General features: G+C 71.2%; 21 protein-coding genes. 7 read left to right on the top strand and 14 right to left on the bottom strand.

Annotation, left to right across the window (positions count from 1 at the left end):
• Together OG715_RS31790 and OG715_RS31785 are read left to right on the top strand one after the other, a co-directional pair.
• Window positions 1–978, top strand: a complete 978-nt coding sequence (locus tag OG715_RS31790; RefSeq protein ID WP_266273855.1) for an ABC transporter permease — start codon at window positions 1–3, stop codon at window positions 976–978.
• Window positions 975–1,181 (top strand): hypothetical protein, encoded by a 207-nt coding sequence (locus tag OG715_RS31785; protein ID WP_266273856.1) that lies wholly within the window; start codon window positions 975–977, stop codon window positions 1,179–1,181. Before OG715_RS31790 ends, OG715_RS31785 begins: the two co-directional genes overlap by 4 nt.
• On the opposite strand, the gene OG715_RS31780 is transcribed toward OG715_RS31785, so the two are convergent.
• Window positions 1,156–2,268 (bottom strand): endonuclease NucS domain-containing protein, encoded by a 1,113-nt coding sequence (locus OG715_RS31780; protein WP_266273857.1) that lies wholly within the window; start codon window positions 2,266–2,268, stop codon window positions 1,156–1,158. The two genes, OG715_RS31785 and OG715_RS31780, sit on opposite strands and share 26 nt — an antisense overlap.
• 634 nt (window positions 2,269–2,902) lie before the next feature.
• Here OG715_RS31780 and OG715_RS31775 point away from each other — a divergent pair.
• Window positions 2,903–3,508 (top strand): matrixin family metalloprotease, encoded by a 606-nt coding sequence (locus tag OG715_RS31775; RefSeq protein WP_266273858.1) that lies wholly within the window; start codon window positions 2,903–2,905, stop codon window positions 3,506–3,508.
• Window positions 3,509–3,547: 39 nt separating this feature from the next.
• On the opposite strand, the gene OG715_RS31770 is transcribed toward OG715_RS31775, so the two are convergent.
• The 3 genes from OG715_RS31770 to OG715_RS31760 all read right to left on the bottom strand — a co-directional run bounded on the left by OG715_RS31770 (window position 3,548) and on the right by OG715_RS31760 (window position 5,298).
• Entirely contained in the window at window positions 3,548–4,168 is a 621-nt protein-coding gene (locus OG715_RS31770; RefSeq protein WP_266273860.1) for a hypothetical protein, read from the bottom strand.
• Window positions 4,165–4,695 carry a SigE family RNA polymerase sigma factor gene (locus tag OG715_RS31765; RefSeq protein WP_266273861.1) on the bottom strand — a complete coding sequence of 177 codons (531 nt, stop codon included), beginning with the start codon at window positions 4,693–4,695 and terminating at the stop codon, window positions 4,165–4,167. Before OG715_RS31765 ends, OG715_RS31770 begins: the two co-directional genes overlap by 4 nt.
• A 354-nt stretch (window positions 4,696–5,049) precedes the next feature.
• A complete protein-coding gene (locus OG715_RS31760; protein WP_266273862.1) occupies window positions 5,050–5,298 on the bottom strand; it encodes a hypothetical protein in 249 nt (82 codons plus the stop codon).
• Between the two features lie 255 nt (window positions 5,299–5,553).
• Here OG715_RS31760 and OG715_RS31755 point away from each other — a divergent pair, with 255 nt between their 5' ends.
• From OG715_RS31755 to OG715_RS31745, 3 genes are all read left to right on the top strand, one after another.
• Complete coding sequence (locus OG715_RS31755; RefSeq protein WP_266273863.1) at window positions 5,554–7,104, top strand: Na+/H+ antiporter; 1,551 nt, start codon at window positions 5,554–5,556, stop codon at window positions 7,102–7,104.
• Between the two features lie 145 nt (window positions 7,105–7,249).
• Window positions 7,250–7,681, top strand: a complete 432-nt coding sequence (locus OG715_RS31750) for a DUF3592 domain-containing protein (RefSeq protein ID WP_266273864.1) — start codon at window positions 7,250–7,252, stop codon at window positions 7,679–7,681.
• A 282-nt stretch (window positions 7,682–7,963) separates the two neighbouring features.
• Window positions 7,964–8,359 (top strand): hypothetical protein, encoded by a 396-nt coding sequence (locus tag OG715_RS31745; RefSeq protein ID WP_266273865.1) that lies wholly within the window; start codon window positions 7,964–7,966, stop codon window positions 8,357–8,359.
• A gap of 34 nt (window positions 8,360–8,393) precedes the next feature.
• Here OG715_RS31745 and OG715_RS31740 read toward each other — a convergent pair whose 3' ends face one another.
• Genes OG715_RS31740 through OG715_RS31725 form a run of 4 tightly spaced genes read right to left on the bottom strand, consistent with a single transcriptional unit; the run spans window position 8,394 to window position 11,320 of the window.
• Window positions 8,394–9,128, bottom strand: a complete 735-nt coding sequence (locus OG715_RS31740) for a hypothetical protein (protein ID WP_266273866.1) — start codon at window positions 9,126–9,128, stop codon at window positions 8,394–8,396.
• Window positions 9,125–9,787: a hypothetical protein gene (locus tag OG715_RS31735; RefSeq protein WP_266273867.1), complete on the bottom strand. Its 663-nt coding sequence runs from the start codon at window positions 9,785–9,787 to the stop codon at window positions 9,125–9,127. Before OG715_RS31735 ends, OG715_RS31740 begins: the two co-directional genes overlap by 4 nt.
• A gap of 4 nt (window positions 9,788–9,791) precedes the next feature.
• Window positions 9,792–11,006, bottom strand: coding sequence for a putative T7SS-secreted protein (locus tag OG715_RS31730; RefSeq protein ID WP_266273868.1), 1,215 nt, complete (start codon window positions 11,004–11,006; stop codon window positions 9,792–9,794).
• Window positions 11,006–11,320 (bottom strand): WXG100 family type VII secretion target, encoded by a 315-nt coding sequence (locus OG715_RS31725; RefSeq protein ID WP_266273869.1) that lies wholly within the window; start codon window positions 11,318–11,320, stop codon window positions 11,006–11,008. Before OG715_RS31725 ends, OG715_RS31730 begins: the two co-directional genes overlap by 1 nt.
• A gap of 580 nt (window positions 11,321–11,900) precedes the next feature.
• Here OG715_RS31725 and OG715_RS31720 point away from each other — a divergent pair.
• Window positions 11,901–13,268, top strand: coding sequence for an RICIN domain-containing protein (locus tag OG715_RS31720; RefSeq protein WP_266273870.1), 1,368 nt, complete (start codon window positions 11,901–11,903; stop codon window positions 13,266–13,268).
• Between the two features lie 99 nt (window positions 13,269–13,367).
• Here the strand turns inward: OG715_RS31720 and OG715_RS31715 are convergent, their stop codons facing one another.
• The 6 genes from OG715_RS31715 to kdpA all read right to left on the bottom strand — a co-directional run bounded on the left by OG715_RS31715 (window position 13,368) and on the right by kdpA (window position 22,997).
• Window positions 13,368–14,735, bottom strand: a complete 1,368-nt coding sequence (locus tag OG715_RS31715) for a hypothetical protein (RefSeq protein WP_266273871.1) — start codon at window positions 14,733–14,735, stop codon at window positions 13,368–13,370.
• Between the two features lie 411 nt (window positions 14,736–15,146).
• Complete coding sequence (locus OG715_RS31710) at window positions 15,147–15,824, bottom strand: response regulator (protein WP_266273872.1); 678 nt, start codon at window positions 15,822–15,824, stop codon at window positions 15,147–15,149.
• Window positions 15,821–18,439: a sensor histidine kinase gene (locus tag OG715_RS31705; protein ID WP_266273873.1), complete on the bottom strand. Its 2,619-nt coding sequence runs from the start codon at window positions 18,437–18,439 to the stop codon at window positions 15,821–15,823. Before OG715_RS31705 ends, OG715_RS31710 begins: the two co-directional genes overlap by 4 nt.
• Before the next feature lie 129 nt (window positions 18,440–18,568).
• Complete coding sequence (kdpC, locus tag OG715_RS31700; protein ID WP_266273874.1) at window positions 18,569–19,204, bottom strand: K(+)-transporting ATPase subunit C; 636 nt, start codon at window positions 19,202–19,204, stop codon at window positions 18,569–18,571.
• Window positions 19,205–19,221: 17 nt separating this feature from the next.
• Window positions 19,222–21,336: a potassium-transporting ATPase subunit KdpB gene (kdpB, locus tag OG715_RS31695; RefSeq protein WP_266273875.1), complete on the bottom strand. Its 2,115-nt coding sequence runs from the start codon at window positions 21,334–21,336 to the stop codon at window positions 19,222–19,224.
• A complete protein-coding gene (gene kdpA / locus OG715_RS31690) occupies window positions 21,336–22,997 on the bottom strand; it encodes a potassium-transporting ATPase subunit KdpA (protein ID WP_266273876.1) in 1,662 nt (553 codons plus the stop codon). The genes kdpB and kdpA overlap by 1 nt, the downstream gene beginning before the upstream one ends.
• Window position 22,998: the final 1 nt, after the last annotated feature.

The raw sequence follows: 22,998 nt of genomic DNA, 5'->3' as shown, positions 1-22,998 counted from the left end.
GTGTCCGACCGCGCCCGGCTCGCGCCGCGACGGCACGTGCCGCCCTGGGCCAGGTTCGTCGCCCGGCGGCTCGCGGCGGGGCTGGTGGTGGTGTGGGGGACGCTCACGGTGACGTTCTTCGCCCTCCACCTCGCCCCCGGCGACATCGTGGACGGACTGATCGGGCCGGGCGCCGCCGCGACCCCGGCCCTGCGCGGCCAGGTGATCGCCGAGAACGGCCTGGACGACCCGCTGCTCCTCCAGTACGGCCGCCAGCTCGGCCAGTTGGCGAGCGGCGGCCTCGGCTGGTCGTACCAGCTCAACGAGCCGATCGAGCGGCTGCTCGGCAGCCAGCTCGGCCCGACCGTCGAGCTGGCGGTGTCCGCGCTGGTCACCGCGCTGGTGCTGGCGGTGCTGGCCGCCGTCCTGACGGCCGGCCGGGGCCGGGCGGTGCGCGGCGCCGCCGGTCTGACCGAGCTGCTGATGGTGTCGATGCCGTCGTTCTGGCTGGGCATCATCCTGCTGACGGTGTTCTCCTACCGGCTGCACGCGCTGCCCTCGATCGGGGCGGACGGGCCGGCGGCGCTGGTGCTGCCGACGCTGGCGCTGGCACTGCCGCTGGCCGGAGTGCTCGCCCAGGTGATCCGCCAGGAGCTGGAGAGCACCGACGGCCGCCCGTTCGTACTGACCGCGCGCTCGCGCGGCCTGGGCGAGACGGCGGTGCTGCTGCGGCACACCCTGCGGCACGCCCTGCTGCCGCTGACCACGCTGGGCGGCTTCGTGCTGGGCAGCCTGTTCGGCGGCGCGGTGCTGGTGGAGAACATCTTCACCCGGCCGGGCCTGGGCCGGGTGCTGGCCAACGCGGTCGGCTCGCGCGACCTGCCGGTGGTCAGCGCCCTGGTGGTCATCTCCAGCGCGGCGTTCGTGGTCATCAACACCCTGGTGGACGTGCTCCACCCGCTGATCGACCCCCGGCTGCGCGAGGGAGGCCCGGCATGAGCACCGTGACCGCCCTCCTCGACCGGCCGGCCCCGGCCGCCGCCCGCCGGGGCGGGCTGCTGCGCTCGCCGGCCGGCCTGGCCCCGCTGGTCCTGTCGAAGGGGATCGCCTGGCCGAGCACCACGTCGAGACCCGGGACCGGGAAGTCGTCCGGCAACGCCTTCGCACTGCCCGCCATCAACGCCGTATGTCCGTGCAGCTGAGGTACTCGACACGGAGCGCATCGACTTCGTGGCGATGCGCGGCGAGAAAACCTCGGAGAGTCATAAGGTTCCCGTTGAAACAGAGGCTCTGCCAAGCCGTACTGAACTCCTCCGGATCGTCGGACGAAATGCGCATCGACTGCCCGTCCTCGACCAGCCAGAGTCCGCGTTCGTCTTCGGGAGCCGGGAACTCCGGGCCGTCACCAACAATCTCAAGCAGCACGTAGCGCAAGCCCAGGAGACCGAGCAAGCCCTGGTCGTACTCCCAGGTGACACCGCCGTACCGAGTCGTCATCCACTTGATCGGGTCCCGGTACACCACATGGACCATGTCGAGAAAACCCGGAGCCCCGTAGCCGTCCGCGCACAGCATGCCCTGGACGACGGAGCGGGTGCCGTCGGCGAACTCGGCAGTGGCAATGACACCCGGCTGCCACCGGTCCAGCTCGTCCGGCCAGCCGTGCACGATGGCCTGCACCAGATCACACGGGTTGTAGACGCGCAGCGTGACATCGACATCGCCCGGCTCCTGCGCAATTGCTCGAGCTGCTCGCACGAGCGTCCGCCCGATCTGCCGGATCTGTCGCCATCCTCGGTCTCGTTCCCGGGGACTCGCGTAGAGGTAGATGCCGTGCACGGGCGTGATGTACCGCTCGGGCGACTCGGGCAGGAGTGCGACACGGTCGGCATCGAGCCGACCGTCGACATCCACGTGGAGCTCGTAGCCGCGAAGGTCATGGCTCCAGTCACGGGCCATGTTGCTCACCGGCACGAGCAGTTCCGTCCAGTCGGTCGAAACGATGAGGGCGCGAATCCGGTCGGGGGCAAGCTGCTTGTCCCGCTGGAGCAGTTCCGCGTACTTCGCGATCTCGTGCAGCGCCTGACGTGAACTGGACCTCTCGCGCTTCAACTCGATGATCACCCAGAGCCCGTGCCGATCACGAGCGAGGATGTCGATCCGACCCCTGGTCCCGAGTGGGGCGTCGCGCAGCGAAAAATCGCATCGGACCAGACTCAATCCCGGCTCCAGAACTTCCAGTCGGGTTGCCAGGAGGTCCCTGAGCTCGCTTTCGAGTAACGACGTCACCAGCGGAACAGTACCGATGCGTACCGACACAGTGGCACGGGGACCCCGACCCACCCCGCACCGGCACCATTCCGGCGAGCCGGTCGTCGCACCGCCGCAGGACGAGTCCACCGTACGGACCGAACGCCTGGCCAAAATGTGATCAAGGTGAAGACGCACTGAGCTGCATCCCTATAAACGGATATGGCTGGCACGACGCTTATCGGCCAGAGCCGCGAGCTGGGCTTTCGTCAAATGTGTGGCGCCGTAGCGCACACCGCCGCACTTCGAGAAGCGGCCAAGTTGCCGAACGACCCCCGGCACCGCGATCTGTGCGTGCAAGGATCCCTCTCGGCCTGAACACATGTTCGGACACAAAGGGGGACTTATGCTTATCAAACGGACTCTCGTCACAGCAGCCGCAGCAGTACTGGCAGCCACCGCTGTCGTCCTGTCACCCGCTCAGAGCGCCTTCGCAGGGGAGGGGCCCGCGCCGGGGCCGCGCCCCGTAACACCCTCCGCACCGACGCCCGCTCCCGCCCCGCAGACGCCCGCTCCCGGGTCCCCGACTCCGGGCGTCCCGACGGAGGTACACGTCGAGTACCGGACCGCGGACGGCGTCACCCACGGCGCGAACTACCTGGCCGCAACGGGCGTGAGCGCCGACCAGCTGTACAAGCAGCTGAAGGCCACAGGCGTCAAAGGCCTGATCGACCCCAGCACGGTCGGCACGGCCGCCACGAGTCCCTCCCTGGTCGCAAGCGGGTCCTGCGGCTACGGGACCGCCAGCAACATCGCCGGCACGTGCCCGCCCCTGACCTGGGCGCGCAACGGATACACCAACCCGCAGATCTACTACAACGACCGCACCGGTGCCGGTTGGCCCGTGGGCACGGTCATCACCGAGTGGAACCAGTCCCCGAACATCCATGTCGCCCGAGCGGTCGGAGGCTGCCCGGGCTACAGCGGCACCCACTGCGTGGACGTGTCCGAGGACTACTACGGTACGAACGGATGGCTGGCCCTGACCTCCTACAGCTGGGACGGGAACAGCCACTTCGTCGACGGCTCGGTCTCGATCCAGTACAACGACTCCTACACCTCCAACCACCAGGCCGTGGCCTGCCACGAGACCGGCCACGCCTTCGGCATGGGCCACAACGACTCGACGGGCAGCTGCCTGTACTGGCAGGACCCCCAGGCCACCTGGCCCAGCAACGACGACTACTACGAGGTCCTGTACCAGCTCTACCCCCGTTGACGCCCTCCGGGGCGGTGCCCGCCGGGCACCGCCCCGGGTTCACGCGCAGAGCGGTGCGTCGGCCACGGCCCGCAACGCGGCCGGTTCCCGAAGGTAGCCGGGCGCCTCGAACCGGGCCGTGTCCGCCCCGGTGACCGTCACATAGCCAGGCACCACCAGCGGAGCGGAGTTCGGCCCGTGGACTCCCGGCAGCCCCGGCGGCAGTGGCACCTCACCCTGCGCCTGCCAGATCCTGCCCGAGAACCACAGGTACCGCGCCCCGCAATGGACTCCCCAGTCGAACGGATACGCCTGGCCCAGCACCGGACTGCCGGGCTGGGCCGGCGGACCGGCGGGATCCACCTCACGGCGGACCAGCGCCGCCGCCGGTGCGGACGCAGACGCAGACGCGGATGCAGAGGTCGTCGCCGAGACCGTCGGTTCCGCGGCCGCCGACGCCGGCCGGCGTTCGTCCGGCGCGGACCGCGACCCGGACAATACGCCCACCACCACCGCACACGCCACGACGGCCGTGACCGCACCGGCCACTCGCACCCGACGACGGCGCCGCCCACGCTCCACCACCTCGCGCACCGGTGCCGGCACCGGAACCTGCCGATCCGCCAACCCCCGTAGGCCCGAACGGAGTTCTTCCTGCTCCCGGCCCTCGAAGTCGTTCATTCCTGGTCCCTCCTTGCGCGTCCGGACAGTTCCACCCGTCCGCGGATCCGGTCCAGCGCCCTGCTCGTCCTGGATTTGACCGTCCCCACCGAGCACCCCAGCAACTGCGCGACCTGCTCCACGCTCAGGTCCTCGTAGAACCTGAGGACCAGAACCGTGCGCTGCGCGGCCGGCAGCGCGGCAAGAGCGCGCTCCAGATCCACCAGGTCCCCCCAACGCTGTGCGGGGTCCTGGGCCTGCCCCTGCTCCCGGGGACTGCGGTGGGGAATCTCCCGGTACCAGTGCCTCCGACGCCACGTGGCGTGGACGTTGACCAGGGTCCTGCGGGCGTAGGCCGCCGGGTTGTCCCACGTACCGGAACGCCCCCAGGACATGTAGATCCGCAGCAGGGCACTCTGAGCCAGGTCCTGTGCAGCATGCGGGTCCCCGGTCAGCAGCCTGGCGGTGCGCAGCATCGCCGGATGGACATCGTGGGCGAAACGGCTGAAGTCCGCTTCCCGTTCGGAAGGCGAGTCCCGCACTGGCATCCCTCCCGCAGGTCGTGTCGTCATGTCGTTCTACTGGACAACCTGGGAGTCCGAGCGGGTTCCCTCCACCCGACAGCTGCCGTTCGAACGGCAGAGTGAACGCGCTACGGCTCCGCGAGGAGGGCCGACCAGCCGAACCAGGACCGGAAGACGGCCCGGAGCGACAAGGGGACTCCCAGCACTGAGGGGCCTGCACGAGCCCGGCGCCGCGTACGGGCCGTGGGCAGGGGATGTTCCGTCGCCGCGCTTGCACTTTCCCGCTGCCCGGTCCGTCTACAGCTGCAAATACGGGTCCCTGGCCCGCCCCGGGCCACGGACTACCGCCCCACCAGCAGCCGACCGCGCCGCGCCTTGTCACCTCCCGGCGGCGAGTCCGGCCGGAACACCACCGACCACAACGCCGCCCCCGAACCCGCTGTTCAGCCACGCGACCTGCGCCTGCTCGACGGCGAACTCGACGGCGTCACGACTGCGTGCAGGCACCGCGGGACGTGCCTCGTGCTGCGGACCGCCCCGGGGCTCTGCGTCGACCAGACGCTCAAGGTCGCGCTGCCCGGCCTGCCCCGCATCACCTCGGGCCGCGCCAAGCTGCTCGTCCTGCACACCTTCGCTGTGGTGGAAACGGCCCGGCGAGCGTCGGGCCACAGCGCTCGGCACCGCTCCGCCCGAAGCGACTTCGCGGTCCGAGGCCGCTGGCGCTCTGCCGATGCACCTCGGCCGTCTCTCGCACCTTGCCCGAATCCGCCGTATGGAATTGATAAAGTACGGCCCGGTGTGCCGGGAAGCCTGGTCGGCCGGGGGACGGACCGCGGCACTCCGCTGCGGCGCCCTCGTGAACGAAGTCCGGGGTTTCCTCAGATGCGCGCGGTGGGCACGGTTCTCCTCCTGGTGGTCCTGGCGACAGCGGTGGCGACCGGTGCCCGACGATGGCGGGTGCCCGCGCCCTCCCTGCTCGTCCTGGCCGGACTCGGGGTCGCGCTGATACCCGGGGCCCCGGCCCTGCACGTCGCGCCGGAGACGATCGGGCTGGTCGTCCTGCCACCCCTGCTCTACGCCGCCGCCGAGGAGCTGTCGCTGCGTGACCTGCGCGCGGTGTGGCGGCCGGTGACGGTGCTCGCCCTCGGGCTGGTCCTGGCCTCCGCCGCGACGGTCGGCCTGCTCGCCGCAGCGCTGACACCGCTGCCCACGTCGATGGCGTTCGTCCTGGGCGCGGTACTGGCCAGCACCGACCCCGTCGCGGTCAGCGCGCTCGGCCGGCGCCTCGCCCTGCCGGGGCGGGTGCAGGTCCTCGTCCAGGCGGAGAGCCTGTTCAACGACGCGACCTCGCTCGTGCTGTTCCGGGTCGCGGTGACGGTGGCGGTCGCCTCTGGGACGGTCGGCTGGCAAGCGGCCGGCGGCCAGTTCCTGCTCCTCGCCGGCGGCGGCTGCGCGATCGGTGCCGCCGTGGCGGTCGGCGTGGCACTGATCCGCCGCCGTACCACCGACCCGGTGCTGGAGACGGTGATCGCCCTGGTCACCCCGTACGGCGCGTACGTGCTCGCCGAGTCCGCGCACACCTCGGGGGTCACGGCGGTCGTGGTGACGGGGGTACTCCTGGGACGGTCCGGCCACCGGTTGAGTGACGCGCGGATCCGCCTCCAGCTGCACGCCGTGTACGCGGTGGTGGTGTTCCTGCTGGAGAGCGTCGTCTTCAGCATCATCGGGCTCGAACTGCCCGCTCTGGTCAGGGAGCTGCCCGACGGCAGCGGGCTCTGGCCGCTCCAGGCACTCGCACTCGCCGCAGTACTGATCGGCTTGCGGGTGCTGTGGATGCTTCCGCTGTCGGCCGCCGTGAAGCCGACCGGGAGCCGACCGTCCTGGCGGGTCGCGAGCGTGGTCGCCTGGGCCGGCACCCGCGGGGTGATGCCGCTGGCGGCCGCCCTGTCCGTCCCGCTGGTCGCCGACGACGGACAGCAGCTGGACGGGCGCCCGCTGGTGCTGGTGCTGACCACGGCCGTGGTCGTCTTCACCCTCGTCGTCCAGGGTCTGAGCCTCGCCCCGCTGGTCACCCGCTCGGGCCTCGCGCTGGCTCCCGAGCACACGGCCCGCGAGGAGGCGGAGGCCCGCACGGCCATCGCCCGTACCGGGCTTTCCCACCTTGAGCAGCTCACCGACCTGGAGTCCGTCCCCGATCACGTCCTGAAGCGCGTCCGCCGGGGTCTGGAGGCCCGTCTGCGCAACGCCGACGAGCAGGACGACACGACGGGCGCCGACGACCTGGCCGCCTACCGGGACGTTCGCCGCGAGATCATCGGTGTCCAGAGCGAGGAACTGCACCGTCTCTACGACGACCACCGGATCAGCGACACCACCCTCCGGCAGCTCCAGCGCGACCTCGACCTGGAGGAGACCGGCCTCGGTGAGCGGTGAACGCGCCGTGCCCGGTCACGCCCGCGCGGTGACGACGGAACCTTGACGCGGGGACAGCGCCGGGCCGGGCCGGCGAGGGCAATACTGGGACGGTCGCGAGCGGCGGATCCGGTGGGCAGCACGGGTTCCGGGGACAGGAGGAACCGTGGGAACCACGACCGGGGTCGTGGCCGCTCTGGCGGTGTTCACGGGGCTGGGCGGCCTGGTGGCCTGCCTTTCCGGCGTGGCCGGGCTGCGGGAGCTCCGCCGACTGCACCGGAGCGGTGTCTCGGTGTGGGCTCTGGTGCGCGAGCGCCTGCCAGGGCCGGAGGACCGCTCGGCCGTTTCGCGCCCGCTGCTGCAGTTCACCACCGAGGACGGGCGGGTCGTCGAGGTGTTCTCGCCGGTGCCGTCGAGCCGGCGCAGGCCCCTCGTCGACGGCTCGCACGTCCCGATCCGCTACGACCCGGCAGACCCCCGGCAGGTGCTCGTGGCGGGCCTTGAGCGCCGACGACTGGAGTACGCCTTTCTCGGACTCGGCTGCGTCATGGCGATCACCGCGGTCGTCCTGGCGGTCCTGGTGCTCCTGGGGAGGTGACCGCGCTCCAACGGTCCTGCCGGAGAACGACCCGGGGCGGCGTTCCCTACGACACCCTGACGCCTGCGGGCCTTGTCCCCGATTCCGTCGGCTTGCCAGGGTGGAGGGTCCGAACAGACTCGGTTCCGAAAGGAACGAAGTGAATCAGCGCACCAGGTCCGGCCGGTCGGCCGTGGCGGCCCGTACCCTGGCAGCCGTCTCCTCGACAGCCGCGGGTCAAGGATCCGTTCGGACCGGTGCGCCCGCCCGACTGTTGCACGGACCCGATCGGCGGTCGGAGCGATGAGCACGCACGGCACCACCGGCGGCGGATTCCATGTCCGGATCCTGGACGGCCTGCACGAGTTGACCGTCCACTCACTGACGACCACGGCGGAGGGGTTCACTGTCACCTACTCCGTCACCCCGCCCCTGCCGGGTGACCTCCTCCCCCACTCTCCCGGCGTGCCGCCACTGTTCCTCTGGCTGGAGGCCGTCGACGACCGCGGCCACCACTACCTCGACTACGGCGGCGCCCACGGGCTCAGCGCCGACGGCCTGCGGACCGACGGCAGCATCTGCGGGCGCCCCACCGTGGGTCCGGACGTAGGGGTTCTCACGGTCCGGCTGGTCTTCCTGCGGGACGGCACGGAGCAGACCTACGACATCGCCTTCCCGCTGTCAGCGGCCACCCGTTGAGGGTCGGGAGCCGGAGCTGCGACCCCGGCCGGCGTCACACCAGTACGGTCCCGAACGGGTCGGTGCCCGGTGTGCCGGGCCCGTTCCCGCCCGACGCGACCGGCCCGATGCCGCCGGCCGGGGCGGCCGGCCCGGCGGGGGTGTCCGCCGAGCCCGGCATCCCGAACCGGACACTGCGCAGAACGGCGACCAGCAACGGCGCGTAGCCGTCCGTCCAGTGGTCCACGTCCGGGGTGGTCAGTTCCACGATCAGGACACCGGGCAGTGGCGGGGGAAGCGGCAGGTGGGCCTTGGCGGAGAGCAGCGGGACACTCCGTCCACCGCCGAGCTGCCAGCCCGGGGTCTGCTCCAGGGCGACGACGACCGGGCCGGCCGGTGCTTCGAAGCGGCGCACCGGTCGCCGATGGCCGCTTCCAACGGCGGTCCCCGGTGCCGGGGCGAGGATCTCGGCGAGGGCGGCTGCCACCGCTTCCTGGGGCGCGGGGTCGGCGGTGTCCAGCCGGGCGACGGTGAGCGTCGCCGTGGACAGCTGTCCGTCGAGAGTGCCGACGCAGGTGCCCGACCAGAGCGCGTCGAGTTCACCGAGGGCCGCCGAGCCGGTCAGGTGGAGGTCGGTCAGGGCCCGGCGCCGGTCGGCGCCGAGTTCGGCGGCCCGCTCGCCGAGCCGGTCCAGCACCAGCTCGTACGCCTCTTCGGGGTCGTCGGTGGCGCGGAACTCCTCGAAGACCGCCGGGACGTCGAACTCCACGGTGCCGGTCTCCGGATTCACCGGGTCTCCCCTCGGTCGTGCGGTCCTGCCCCGCGGGGCGGGCGCGGAGGTCCGGGCGGCGGGACTGCCCCGCCGCTCTCCGGGTACAGCGGCCGGTGCGCGCGGGCCCGTTCCAGCAGCCGGTCCCGGTGGCGGGCGTACGGGCGCGCACCGAGCAGGCAGGCCGCCGCGAGCACCAGGAGGACGGCGCCGGCCGCGGGCAGCGACCACACGAGTACCAGCCCCGCCAGGGCGAGCGTGACGCCGAGGCCGAGCAGGGCCCGCGGGCCGGGCCGCGCCTCGATCTCCGCGACCGAGGCCGTCGGCATCCGGTCCGGTGCGGGCCGCACCGGTCCCAGGCCCGGTGGCCAGCCCGGCGGTGTCCACACCACCGGCCCGCCGGGCTGCGGCGGGCCCCACGGCACGGGCGAGGGGACACCTGGCCGAAGGTCCGGGCGGCGCATCCAGGCCGCCCGGGCAACCGCCCGCGGGTCCGGGTCGAGGGCGGCCCGCACCCGGGCGCTCCCCAGGCGGTCGGAGAACTGCTTGAAGTGCTCCAGCCGGTAGCCGTAGAGCCAGCACAGCCACCGCATCTCGGCCTCCCCGAAGGAGAAGAGGTTGACGGGCCGGTCGACGTGCGGCCGGCCGTCGAGCAGCAGGGCCGCCCCGTTCATGTCCATCCCGTCAACTCCCCTTGCCCGCGGCTTCCTTGTCCTTCTGCGAGCCGTCCTGCCAGGCGTTCTCCAGCCCGACGATCAGTGGGCCGCCGGGCAGCAGCATCTCGCCCCACTGGCGGCCGCCGCGCGGCAGGAACTGCTTGAGGCCGCCCGCGTCCTTGGACCACCCGTCCAGGGTGATGCCCGTGCCGCCGAGGCTGACGCCGTTGCCGACGGCCTCACGGGCGAACAGGGAGGTCGCGAGCTTGCCCGCTTTGCCCACGGTGCCGATCACCGGGACGACGCCCATCACGTCGACGGCGAGGCTCAGCGGCGGCACGTCCGCACCGGCCGCCTTGGCGGCGGCGTGGGCTCCCAGGGCCGCCCCGGACAGACCCATCGACACCGCGCCCAGCCCGCCCGCGACCACCTCCAGCGGCGGGAAGAACACCCCGGCCGCCGCGACACCGATCGCGGCGAGGCCGACCAGCGTGCTGGCGTTGGACAGCAGGTCGCCGACGGCGGCGATGGCGTTGGCGTGGTCCTTCACCCACTGTGCCGCGTCCTTGGCGAGCTGGATGTGTGCGGCGGCGAGCTGCTTCACGCCGTCCATCAGCCGGGCGAACCAGCCGGGACCGTCGGGGGCCGCGTCACCGGCCTTGCCGACCGCGCGCGCCGCCTCCTGCGCCAGGCGGTCGTGTTCGGCCCGCAGTTCCTCCGCCTGCGCGAGGATCGCTTCCAGTTCGGCGTCGGCGGTCTTCAGCCGGGCCTGGGCGGAGCGCAGCTTCGCCGTCGCCTCCTCGGCCTGCTGGCCGTCCTGGAACCAGAGGCCGTCGAGGTCGAGGTCCGGGTCGTCCGCCGCCTTCTGCCGCTTGGCCTTGGCAGCCTTCGCCCGGCTCTCCTGGTCGTCGGCCCTGGTCTGCATTCCGGCTAGCTGGTCCCGCCAGCCGGCCATCGTGGCGGCCGCGGAGGAGAACGAGGTGTGCGCCGTGTCCAACTGCCCGGGCAGCTTGGCGATCCGGGCCGAGAAGGCGTCCGCCGCCTCCCCCTGCCAGGCTTCTCCGTTCCGCGAGGCCCGCTGGACGCTGCCGCGGGCGTCGTTCAGCTCCTTCGCGGCCAGCCGGAGATCCTTCACCAGGGTGTCGACGCCGCCCAGGCTGCCCGGCGCCGGGTCGAAACCGAGGGCGTCGAAACCGTCCCGTTCCACCTTCGGGCCCCAGCCGGGGAACCCGGGGCCCGCCATCAGGCGGCCGCCTTGCCGGTGGACGCACTGCCGGTCATCGTGCCCTGGATCACCGCGTCGGTGTCACGGTACGCCTTGGCCGTGGCGTCCAGCCCCTCGCCGATGGCGTGCAGCGTCTCGTTCAGCTGCTTGAGGCCGAACTTCCATTCGCCGCCGAAGTGCGCGCACGCGCCGTCCAGAGCGAGATGGCCGGCCACCTGCGGCGAGGCCTTGTCGAGCGCGTGCATCGCCCCGGCCATGCTGCCGGTCGCCTCGCGCAGTTCCTGCGACACCTGGCCGAGTGCTCCCGCGTCGACCCTGAACCTGTCCGCCACTGCTCCCCCATGAGCCCCGTACGAATGATCACCGGCACGCTAACGGCCGGTTCCGCGAAGCGATCACGGTGTTGACGAAGCCCTGACGCAACCCCAACGGATTCCGTACGGCGAGGGCACTCCCGGGCGGCCGACCAGTGCAAGGACCGGAGGAGCGCGCGACCCGAACGGCGGGCCACGCGCTCCTCTCCCCTGTTTCGACCGACCTCGGCCCCGGCAAGGAGGCCAGGACCGGGATTCGGCGCGGTTCACCACTCAAGCCCCCACGACCGAGAGGCGAACCGTTTCCGCACGACCGACGTTATGGCTCTCCGGAGCCGGTTCCCGCTCTCGTTGGCACACCCTTGACGTCGCGGACCAGGACCTTGACGCGATTCTGGCGACGGCCCCGGCGCGCTGCCGACCCCCTCGGATCCGGCGGTTCCGGCGGAAGGATCCAGGTCAACGGGCCTTCCGGTGCCCGGTCGGACCGGTGCGGGCGCCCCTTGGGGCAAATGTGCGTATCGGGACCGTTCAGGAAGCGTTGTCGGCACGACAAGAAGCCCTGCGGGAGCGACCGCATGGTGTGGTGTGTCCGTCCATGAACGCACCTTCACGTCGAACCACCGCCCTGCTGTCGGCAGTGGCCCTGGGACTGACCCTCTTCAGCACGGCCTCCGTGGCCGGCTCCGCGCCGGCCGAAGCCGCCACGACCGCCGAGAAGGACCCGGGCCAGAAGAGCGCGCAGGAGGTCGGATACGACTGCGACCACGCGCGGATCTGGAGCTTCCCCCGCGTGAAGCCGGGCCTGTCACCGGTCTGCAAGGTCCTGCGCGTCTACGACGAGCAGAAGTACGGCGGCCCGGTGAAGCTCATGGGCGAGGTCCTGAAGAACTGCAGCGACATCCCCGGCGCCCAGGGCTACAGCCGCTCGGAGACCATCACGCAGTCGTTCAGCATCGGGCTCAACCCGGGCCTGGGCCTCGGCAAGGCGATCAACCTCGACTTCGGCTGGGAGACCAGCACCTCGCAGTCGACGGAGATCTCCTCGACCGCCTACATGCCCGCGATGGGCGTCGGCTGGATCACCTACCAGGCCCCGATGCTGCGCGGCGGCTACGAGATCGAGGCTACTTACTACAACCCGACGAGCTACGGCTACAAGACGGTCAAGGTCAACGGCACGGTCACCCGGCCGCAGAAGCAGGAGAACCTCTCGTCCGGCTGGGTCGCGCGCTCCCGCGCGATGACCGACACGGAACTCAGCGGCAGCTGCGGGCCGCGCGGGTTCAACAACCAGTCGTCCGCCGCCGAGGACCTCGCGCCGGCAGGGCCCCTCACTCCCATGACGGAGGTGCCCTCCACCGACCTCGCGTCACCCGCGCAGCAGGCGACCCCCTCGCCGGAGCAGGCGGTGGAGCAGAACGCCCTCACGGTCGGACAGAACACGGTGCAGACGGCGGAGCAGGGCGCCGCGCCTGCGGTGAACCCGTTCACCCAGGTGTCCGCCAAGGCCGCAGCCTGGCCCAAGTACGGGCCGGACTTCCGGTTCTGGGCCGGAAGCCAGGGGCGCTGGATGAACAGCTACAGCAGCTTCTGCCTGAGCAACGACGGGGCCGCCTCCAAGCAGCGCGCCTGCACGTACCCGATCGACAAGTCCCAGGCCTTCAAGACCGTCCCCGCGACCGACGGCTACTACTCGCTCCGCAACACCGGCACCGGCAAGTGCCTCAGTGACCCGACGAAGTCCGGCAGCTCGGCCACCAAGGGGGTCGCCGAGGCTCCGTGCAACGTGAAGGACCTCTCGCAGCACTGGTCGGTCAATCCGATCGACCTGCAGCTCCCGCCCTTCGCCGACTACCAGCGCGGCTACTCGTTCAGCAACCGCAAGAACGGCCTCTGCCTGGCCCTGGACTTCAACGACCTGCTGAAGGACCGCGGCCGGGTGGTCTTCCAGAACTGCCCGTAACAACACCTGTCGGTGGAGAACGCGAGGCTCCGCGCACGGCGTGCTGAACGCTGTGCACGGAGCCCTCGCCGAACCCCGGTCAGGGTTCCGTCGCGCCCGTCAGGCGAACTCCCGCAGCCTCGGCCGGACTCCGAGGGCGACCAGGGCGAGCGCGGCTGCCAGGACCGCCCCACCCAGAACCGCCGTCGCGGTGTCGAGGTCGTCGTCGGTGGCGGCCACCGCACGGTCCAGCGCGTGCTGGTTGATCGCCTGGACGTCGTCGAGCGCCGTGGCCAGCAGACCGAAGTCGGCGTTGGACTGGCCGGCGGCGAGGCCCGTGTTGAAGGTGACGGCCTCTTTGAGGCGACCCTGCGCGTTGAGTTCGCGGATCTTCCGGTCGTCCCGCTGGTAGGCCTGGAACGCCGTCAGTACACGCTCGGCCGCGTCCTGCTCGCCGGCGAAGGTGATGTTCCGCAGCTCGTCGCCGAGGAAGCCGCCGAAACCGACCGTACCGAGGTCGGCCCGGTGGGTGTCGGCCAGGGCCGCGAGCTTCGCGTTGTACGTACCGAGGATCGCGCCGTCGACCCGGGCGAAGGACTGGGTCTTGTCGAAGAAGCTCTGTTCGTACGCGGCGGCGCGGGCCGGATCGGTCAGGTAGCGGCTCTCGTCGGCGTTCAGGTCGTAGGCCACCGCGCGCGCCCGGCCCAGAGCGATCACCGAGTCGTAGGAGTTGCTCTTGGCCACGACCAGCTGGTGGTCCGCGCGGGAGGCGAGCGTGAGCCCGGTGACCAGCCAGGCGAGAGTGAGGAGAGTCGTGACGGCGAGCGGCACGTTCACCAACCGGTGGAAGCGCATCGCCAGGACGCGCTGGAGAACGCCGAGGGCGGCGAGCGCGAGCAGGCCGGTGACCAGGATCCACCACCAGCCCGCACCGAGATCGCCCCGCTGGGCCGCGTAGATCCGTTCCACCGTGGCCGCGTTGGCCGCGGTGACCTCGTCCACGGCAGGCAGCAGCCGCTGCCGCAGCAGGTCGGTCCCCTCGCGGTAGGCCGCGAGCGCCTCCGCCGACGGCTTGCCGGCGGCCGCGTGGGCCTGCTCCTCCAGCAGCTGGGCACGGGCCACCCGGCCCTCGTAGCGGCCGAGTTCGCCGATCACGCTCTGCACCGCCCGCTGCCCGGCCGGATCGCCGACGACCGCCTCGGCGACGCGCTGGAGGTCGGTGTCGGCGCGGGCGCGGCTCTGCTCGTACGTGTCCAGGGTCTGCCCCCGCAGAGCCGCGAAGTCCGGATCGGCGCCGAAGAGCAGCAGGTTGGCGGCCTGGGCGTCCATGTCGTTGAGCGCGAAGTACAGGTCCGCGGAGCGCACCACCTGGGGCGCGGCGTGGTGGCCGATGGTGTCGGTGCCGTCCCGCGCTCCGCCCAGCACGGTGGCGGTGGCGGCTCCGGCGGTCAGCAGCGCCGCCAGGCAGACACCGGTGAGGCCGTGCACCAGGCGCGGGGTGTGCCACCACGACCGGTGCAGCCAGCCGTAGGAGGAGATTCCCCCGCGAGGTCGCCAACGAGGTCTCCAGTGACGGGGGGCGCGCACTGCGGGTGCCGGACCGGACGGTTCCGGGCCCGCCACCCCCGGCGAGCCCGTTTCCACAACCACCGATCTGCCCGACGTAGCCGTTGGCATCGCCGCGCGCCCCCCTCCCCTGTTTTCACTGGCCGCCGAAACGGCCCCGGAGGAAGATCCGCCGGGGCTGGCATTCGGCACGGCTCACCACCAGTCGTTGACCCTGGTGGCGAATCGTTTCCTCACTGCTGACGCTATGCCCCGACCAGGCCGGTCCCGGCCGTTCCTGACGCACCCTTGACGGCCCGCGCCACCGTCTTGACGCACTCTTGGCACTGCGGCTCAGGGCTGGTACCGGTAGCCGATTCCCGGCTCGGTGATCAGGTGCCGCGGCCTGGCGGGGACCGTTTCGAGCTTGCGCCGCATGGCTGCCAGGTAGACCCGCAGGTAGTTGCCGTGGCCCTCCGCCTCCGGTCCCCAGACCTCGGCCAGGATCTGCCCTCCGGGCACCAGCCGACCCGGGTTGGCCATCAGCAGGGCGAGGATCTTCCACTCCGTGGGTGTCAACCGCACCGGCCCGTCCGGCCCGGTCACCGTGCCGGCGGCGAGGTCGACCTCGTACGGGCCGATCCGGGGCAGCCCTGCCGGAACGGCCGCCGCCACCGGCCGGCGCAGGACCGCGCGCAGCCGGGCCACCAGCTCGTCCATCACGAACGGCTTCGTCACGTAGTCGTCCGCCCCCGCGTCCAAGGCCCGGATCTTCTCGGCGGTGTCGGCCCGGCCGGAGAGCACGACGATCGGCACGTCCAGTGTGGAGCGGACACCCCGGATGACGTCCATGCCGTCGAGGTCGGGGAGGCCGAGATCCAGCACCACGACGTCGGGCGGCACGAGACCGACGGAGTCCAGTGCTTCCTGACCGGTGCTCGCCGTCAGGACCGAGTAGTGGCGCGCCTGGAGGCTGATTCGCAGGGTGCGCAGCAGGGCCGGCTCGTCGTCGACCACCAGGATGTGACTCATCGGGTCGCCCTCTCCTCCATGCGCTCCGTCCCGCCCTCGGGCACCGGAAGCTCCGAGGTGTGGCGGTCACCGTCCGCCTCCGCCGGGGCGGCGGGCAGGGTGAGCAGCATGGTGGTGCCGCCGCCGGGGGTGTCCTCGACCTCCAGGCTGCCGTCCATGGCTTCGGCGAGGCCGCGGGAGAGGGCCAGGCCGAGGCCGACGCCCGTGGTGTTGTCGGTGTCGCCGAGGCGCTGGAAGGGCAGGAAGACCCGGTCGCGGTCCTCGGGGGCGATGCCGGGGCCGCGGTCGATCACCCGCAGTTCGACGCGCCCGGCGTGCTGGCTGGCGGCGACCAGCACGGGCGCGCCGGGGGCGTTGTGCCGCAGCGCGTTGGCGATGACGTTGGCCAGCACACGTTCCAGCAGCGGCGGGTCGACCAGTACCGCAGGCACGGTGTCGAGGTCGAGCGGCTGGACGGGGGCGTACGGGTCCGGGAGTGAGTCCACCGCGCGCCGCAGGATGTCGTCCAGCCGCGTGGGCGCCAGGTGGAGGGTGAGGGCGCCGGCCTGGAGGCGGCTCATGTCGAGCAGGTTGTCCACCAGACGGGTGAGCTTGAGCAGGGACTCGTCCGCCATCGCGAGGAGTTCGGCCTGGTCCTGGTCCGAGAACTCGACGTCGGGGCTGCGCAGCGAACCGATCGAGGCGAGGGCGGCGGCGAGCGGGGTGCGCAGGTCGTGGCTGACGGCGGCGAGCAGGGCGGTGCGCATCCGGTCGGCGGCCTTGATGGGTTCGACCTCGGCGGCGACGACGGCGAGGCGGTCGCGTTCCAGGGCGGCGGCGACGTGGGCGGCGAAGGCGGTGAGGACGCGCTGGTCGGCGGCGGGCAGCCGGCGACCGGTCAAGACGAGCAAGGCCTTCTCCCCCACCGGCACTTCGGTCGTCTCCCGCTCCGGCCCGCTCTCGCCCACACTCTCGCTCTCGCCCGTTCCGTCACTCCGGGCAATCAACGTGGCGTCGCCCCGGTCGAGCAGGGCGACACAGTGCATTCCGAAGGCCGTCCGGGTCTTCTCCAGCAGGGCGGGCAGGGCGTCGGCGCCGCGCAGCACGCTTCCCGCCAGCGTGCTCAGGGTCTCGGCCTCGGCCGTGGCCCGGGCGGCCCGGGTGGTAAGTCGGGCGGCGTGGTCGACCACGGTGGAGACGGTCAGCGCGACGGCCGCGAAGACCACCAGGGCGACGATGTTGTTGGTCTCGCCGATGGTCAGGGTGTGGACGGGCGGGATGAAGAAGTAGTTCAGCAGCGCTGAGGCGACCAGTGCGGCCAGCAGAGCGGAGGTGGCGCCGCCGAGCAGCGCCACTGCCACCACGCCGAGTTGGAAGATCAGCGCGTCCGTGGTCAGGTTCACCGTCTCGTGGAACTGGGAGAGGATCAGGGTGAGCAGCCAGGGCACCACCAGTCCTGCGGCGAACCCGGCGACGGTGCGGCGCCGGGAGTGTCGCCGGCCGAGCGAGGGCAACCGGCCGCGGCCGGTGAACTCGTGGGTGACCATGTGGACGTCGATGTCCTCGGAGGCGTCCACCGTGGTCTCGCCGATGCCCGGGCCGGTCAGGAGCCGGGTGATCCGGCCGCGCCGGCTGGTGCCCAGCACGAGCTGGGTGGCGTCGTGGGCGCGGGCGAAGGCCAGCAGCGAGGTGGGGATGTCGTCACCGACCACCACGTGGTAGCTGCCGCCCAGCGCCTCCACCAGTTGGCGCTGCTGGGCGAGCGCGCCGGACGAGGCGCCGGCCAGGCCGTCGCTGCGGGTGACGTGCACGGCGAGCAGGTCGCCACCGGCGGTGCGGTCCGAGATCCGGGCGGCGCGTCTGACCAGGGTCTCACCCTCGGGGCCGCCGGTGAGGGCGACCACCACCCGCTCGCGGGTCTCCCAGACCCGGTCGATGCTGTGGTCGGCCCGGTAGTCGCGCAGGCCCTCGTCGACCCGCCCGGCCACCCAGAGCAGGGCGAGTTCGCGCAGGGCCGTGAGGTTGCCGACCCGGAAGTAGTTCGAAAGCGCGGCGTCCACCTTCTCCACCCTGTAGACGTTGCCGTGGGCCATCCGGCGGCGCAGCGCCTGGGGGGCCATGTCGACGAGTTCGATCTGGTCCGCGCGGCGGACCACCTCGTCGGGGACGGTCTCGCGCTGCGGGATGCCGGTGATCTTCTGGACGACGTCGTTCAGCGATTCCAGGTGCTGGATGTTGACCGTGGTGATGACGTCGATCCCGGCGTCCAGCAGCTCCTCGACGTCCTGCCAGCGCTTGGCGTGCCGGCCGCCGGGGACGTTGGTGTGCGCCAGCTCGTCCACCAGCGCCACCGATGGACGCCGGACAAGCAGGGCGTCGAGGTCCATCTCCTGGAACTCGGCATCACGGTAGCTCCGTCTGACTCTGGGCAGCACTTCGAGCCCGTCCACCAGCCCCTCGGTGAACCTCCGGCCGTGGCACTCGATGTAGCCGACGACGACGTCCGCTCCCCGCTCCTGTCTGCGGTGGGCCTCGTCCAGCATCCGGTAGGTCTTGCCGACACCGGGGGCGGAACCGAGGTACACCCTCAGCCGGCCGCGTCGGTGGCCGGTGCCGGGGGTGAGGTCGCGGGCCATGGGCGCTGCTCTTTCCGTTCAGTAGGTGAGGCAGGTCGATTGCGGGGCGAACATGGGCGACCGACCCGGGCGGCGGGGTGTGTTTCCGCTGCCCGGGTCGGTCCGGTTACCGAGATGACTGATTGAGCGTCACTTCTGCTCGCTCAGAGCCTTGTTCAGCAGGACGATGTTGACGCCCTCCTGGCCGAGGAAGCCGAGCGAGCGGCTCTCGGTGTACTTCTCGACGAGCTTGTTCAGCTGCTCGGGCGAGACGTTGCCGCGGGTCTTGGCGACCCGGTCGACCTGCTCCTTGGCGTAGGCGACCGAGATGTGCGGGTCGAGGCCGGAGCCGGAGGCGGTGACGGCGTCCACCGGCACGCTCGCCGGGTCGACGCCGTCGAACTCGGCGACGGCCTTGCGGCGGTCCTCGATCGTCGTGGTGAGGTCCTCGCTGTTCGGGCCCAGGTTGGAGGCGCCGGAACTCTGCGGGTCGTAGCTCCCGGAGGAAGGGCGGGGCTGGAACCACTGCGGGTCCGGCTTGGCCTCCTCGTTCTCGTCGTCCGGGTTCTGCTTGGGCAGGTTGTAGTTCTGGCCCAGCAGGCTGGAGCCGATCTCCTTGCCGTCGGCGGTCTTCACGATCGATCCGTTGGCCTTGTCGTTGAAGACCGCCTGGCCGATGCCGGTGACCAGCAGCGGGTAGGCGAGGCCGAGGATCACCGTCATCACCAGCAGCATCCGCAGTGCGGTGAAGTGCGTGCGCACGGTGGTGGGCAGGGGCTTGGACATCTGGGTTCTCCTCTCTCTCAGCTCAGGCCGGGGATGAACTGGACGACGAGGTCGATCAGCTTGATCCCGACGAAGGGGACGACCAGCCCACCGAACCCGTAGACCCCGATGTTGCGGCGCAGCAGGGAACTGGCGTCGGAGGGGCGGTACTTGACGCCGCGCAGGGCCAGCGGGATCAGGCCGACGATGACCAGGGCATTGAAAATGATGGCCGAGGTGATCGCGGACTGGGGGCTGTGCAGCTGCATGATGTTGAGCTTGTCCAGGCCCGGGTAGACCGCGGCGAACATCGCCGGGATGATCGCGAAGTACTTGGCGACGTCGTTGGCGATGGAGAAGGTGGTGAGCGCGCCGCGGGTGATCAGGAGCTGCTTGCCGATCTCGACGATCTCGATCAGCTTGGTGGGGTTGGAGTCCAGGTCGACCATGTTGCCGGCCTCCTTGGCCGCCATGGTCCCGGTGTTCATCGCGACACCGACGTCGGCCTGGGCGAGGGCGGGGGCGTCGTTGGTGCCGTCGCCCGTCATCGCGACCAGCTTGCCGCCCTCCTGCTCCTTCTTGATCAGGGCCATCTTGTCCTCGGGGGTGGCCTCGGCGAGGAAGTCGTCCACGCCCGCCTCCTCCGCGATCGCCCGGGCGGTCAGCGGGTTGTCGCCGGTGATCATGACGGTCCTGATGCCCATCCGGCGCAGCTCGTCGAACCGCTCCCGCATGCCCTCCTTGACCACGTCCTTGAGGTAGATCACACCGAGGGCTTTGGGGGGCGCGCTGCCCACCCGGGAGGCGACGAGCAGGGGGGTGCCACCCGCGGCGGAGATGCCGTCGACCAGCTCGGCGATGTCCTTGCCGACCGTGCCGCCGTTCTCGGTGACCCAGTTGGTGACCGAGCCGGCCGCGCCCTTGCGCACCGAGTGGACACCGTCGGCCTCGTCCAGGTCGACGCCGGACATCCGGGTCTGCGCGGTGAACTGCACCCAGGTGGCGTGCTCCAACTCGCCCTGGGCACGGGCCCGCAGACCGTACTCCGTCTTCGCGAGCACGACGATCGAGCGACCCTCCGGCGTCTCGTCCGCGAGGGAGGAGAGCTGCGCGGCGTCCGCGAGGTCACCGATGCCCACGCCCTTGGCCGGCTGGAACTCGGCGGCCTGGCGGTTGCCGAGGGTGATGGTGCCGGTCTTGTCGAGCAGCAGGGTGTTGACGTCGCCCGCCGCCTCGACGGCGCGGCCCGACATCGCCAGCACATTGCGCTGGACCAGCCGGTCCATGCCGGCGATGCCGATCGCCGAGAGCAGCGCGCCGATGGTGGTCGGGATCAGCGCCACGATCAGCGCGACCAGCACGATCATCGACTGCGGGGCACCGGCGTAGGTGGCCATCGGCTGCAGGGTGACGACCGCCACCAGGAAGACGATGGTCAGCGAGGCCAGCAGGATGTTGAGCGCGATCTCGTTCGGCGTCTTCTGCCGGGCGGCGCCCTCGACCAGGGCGATCATCCGGTCGATGAAGGACTTGCCGGGCTCCGAGGCGATCTTCACCACGATCCGGTCCGACAGCACCTTGGTGCCACCGGTCACGGCCGAGCGGTCGCCGCCGGACTCCCGGATCACCGGCGCGGACTCACCCGTGATCGCCGACTCGTCCACCGAGGCGACGCCCTCGACGACGTCGCCGTCGCCCGGGATGATCTGCCCGGCCTCGACCACCACGTGGTCACCCAGCTGCAGGGCGGTGCCGGAGACCTCCTCCTCCGCCTGCGACCTCGGCCAGTCGAGCAGCCGGCGGGCCATGGTGTCGGTCTTGGTCTTGCGCAGGGTGTCCGCCTGCGCCTTGCCGCGGCCCTCGGCGACGGCCTCGGCCAGGTTGGCGAAGATCGTGGTCAGCCAGAGCCAGACCGTGATCGACCAGGCGAACACCGACGGATCGGCGACCGCGGCGACGGTGGTGACGACCGAGCCGACCTCGACCACGAACATCACCGGGTTCTTGACCATCACCCGGGGATCGAGCTTCTTCACCGCGTCCGGGAAGGAGGCGACGAGCAGCTTGGGATCGAGGAGCCCACCGGAGACTCTGTGGGGCACCGTGCTCTCGGCCTTGTCAGCCGGGGTGGGAGTGAGAGTGGTGGACGACATCAGGAGAGACCTTCCGCGATCGGCCCGAGAGCCAGGGCCGGGAAGTAGGTGAGGCCGACGACGATCAGGACGACGCCCGACAGCAGGCCCACGAACAGCGGCTTGTGGGTGGGCAGGGTGCCCGGGGTGGCGGGGACCGGCTGCTGCTGGGCGAGCGCGCCGGCCAGGGCCAGGACGAAGACCATCGGCAGGAACCGGCCGAACACCATCGCCAGCCCGATCGCGGTGTCGTACCAGTCCGTGTTCACCGTGATGCCGGCGAACGCCGAACCGTTGTTGTTGGCGCCCGAGGTGAACGCGTACAGCACCTCGGAGAAGCCGTGGGCGCCCGAGTTCAGCATCCCGGCCCGCTGACCCGGCAGCGCCATCGCGACACCGGTGCCGACCAGCACCAGCGTCGGCGTGGTCAGGATGTAGAGGGAGGCGAACTTCATCTCCCGCCCGCCGAGCTTCTTACCCAGGTACTCCGGGGTGCGTCCGACCATCAGACCGGCCACGAAGACCGCGACGATCGCCAGCACCAGCATCCCGTACAGGCCCGAGCCCACACCGCCGGGCGCGATCTCGCCCAGCATCATGTTGAACATCGTCAGCCCGCCGCCGAACGCGGTGTACGAGTCGTGGAAGGAGTCCACCGCACCGGTCGAGGTCAGCGTGGTCGAGGCCGCGAACAGGCTGGACGCCGCGATGCCGAACCGCTGCTCCTTGCCCTCCATCGCCCCGCCCGCCGACTGCAGCGCGGAGCCCGCGTGCTGCGACTCGGCCAGGGTCATCAGCGCCACCGAGGCGACCCAGAACAGGCCCATCACCGAGACGATCGCGTAGCCCTGGCGATTGTCGCCGACCATCCGGCCGAACGCCCGCGGCAGCGCGAACGGGATCAGCAGGATCAGGAAGATCTCCAGGAAGTTCGTGAATCCGGTCGGGTTCTCGAACGGGTGCGCCGAGTTGGCGTTGTAGAAGCCGCCGCCGTTGGTGCCCAGCTCCTTGATGACCTCCTGCGAGGCCACCGGCCCGCCCGGGACCGCCTGCGCGTCCCCGCCGAGCGTGGCCACCTCGTGGAAGCCGTGGAAGTTCTGCACCAGGCCGTTCGCCACCAGGACCAGGGCGAACACGATCGACAACGGCAGCAGCAGGCGCAGGGCGATCCGGGTGAGGTCCACCCAGAAGTTGCCCAGCCGGTCGGTGCGGTTGCGGGTGAAGCCCCGGATCAGGGTGGCCACGACGGCGATGCCGACGGCCGCGGAGACGAAGTTCTGCACCGCCAGACCGGCCATCTGGGCCAGGTGCCCCATCGCGGCCTCACCGCTGTAGGACTGCCAGTTGGTGTTCGTCACGAAGGAGATCGCGGTGTTCCACGCCTGGTGGCCCGGCATCTGCTCGACGCCCAGCCCCAGCGGAAGCCACTGCTGCACCCGGATCAGGGTGTAGAGGAAGAGGACGGACACCGCCGAGAACGCCAGCACCGAACGCAGGTAGACCGGCCAGCGCTGGTCGGCGTCGGCGTCCACGCCGATCACCTTGTACAGCGCCTTCTCGGCTCTCAGGTGCTTCTTCGAAGTGAGGGTGTGGGCGATGTAGTCGCCCAGGGGGCGGTAGCACAGGGCCAGCGCGCCCACCAGGGCGAGGACCTGCAGCCAGCCCGCGAGAGTCGAACTCATG

This window comes from Kitasatospora purpeofusca (assembly GCF_036010405.1).
Lineage (GTDB): Bacteria > Actinomycetota > Actinomycetes > Streptomycetales > Streptomycetaceae > Kitasatospora > Kitasatospora purpeofusca.
This window is presented reverse-complemented; position numbering and strand designations above follow the sequence as displayed.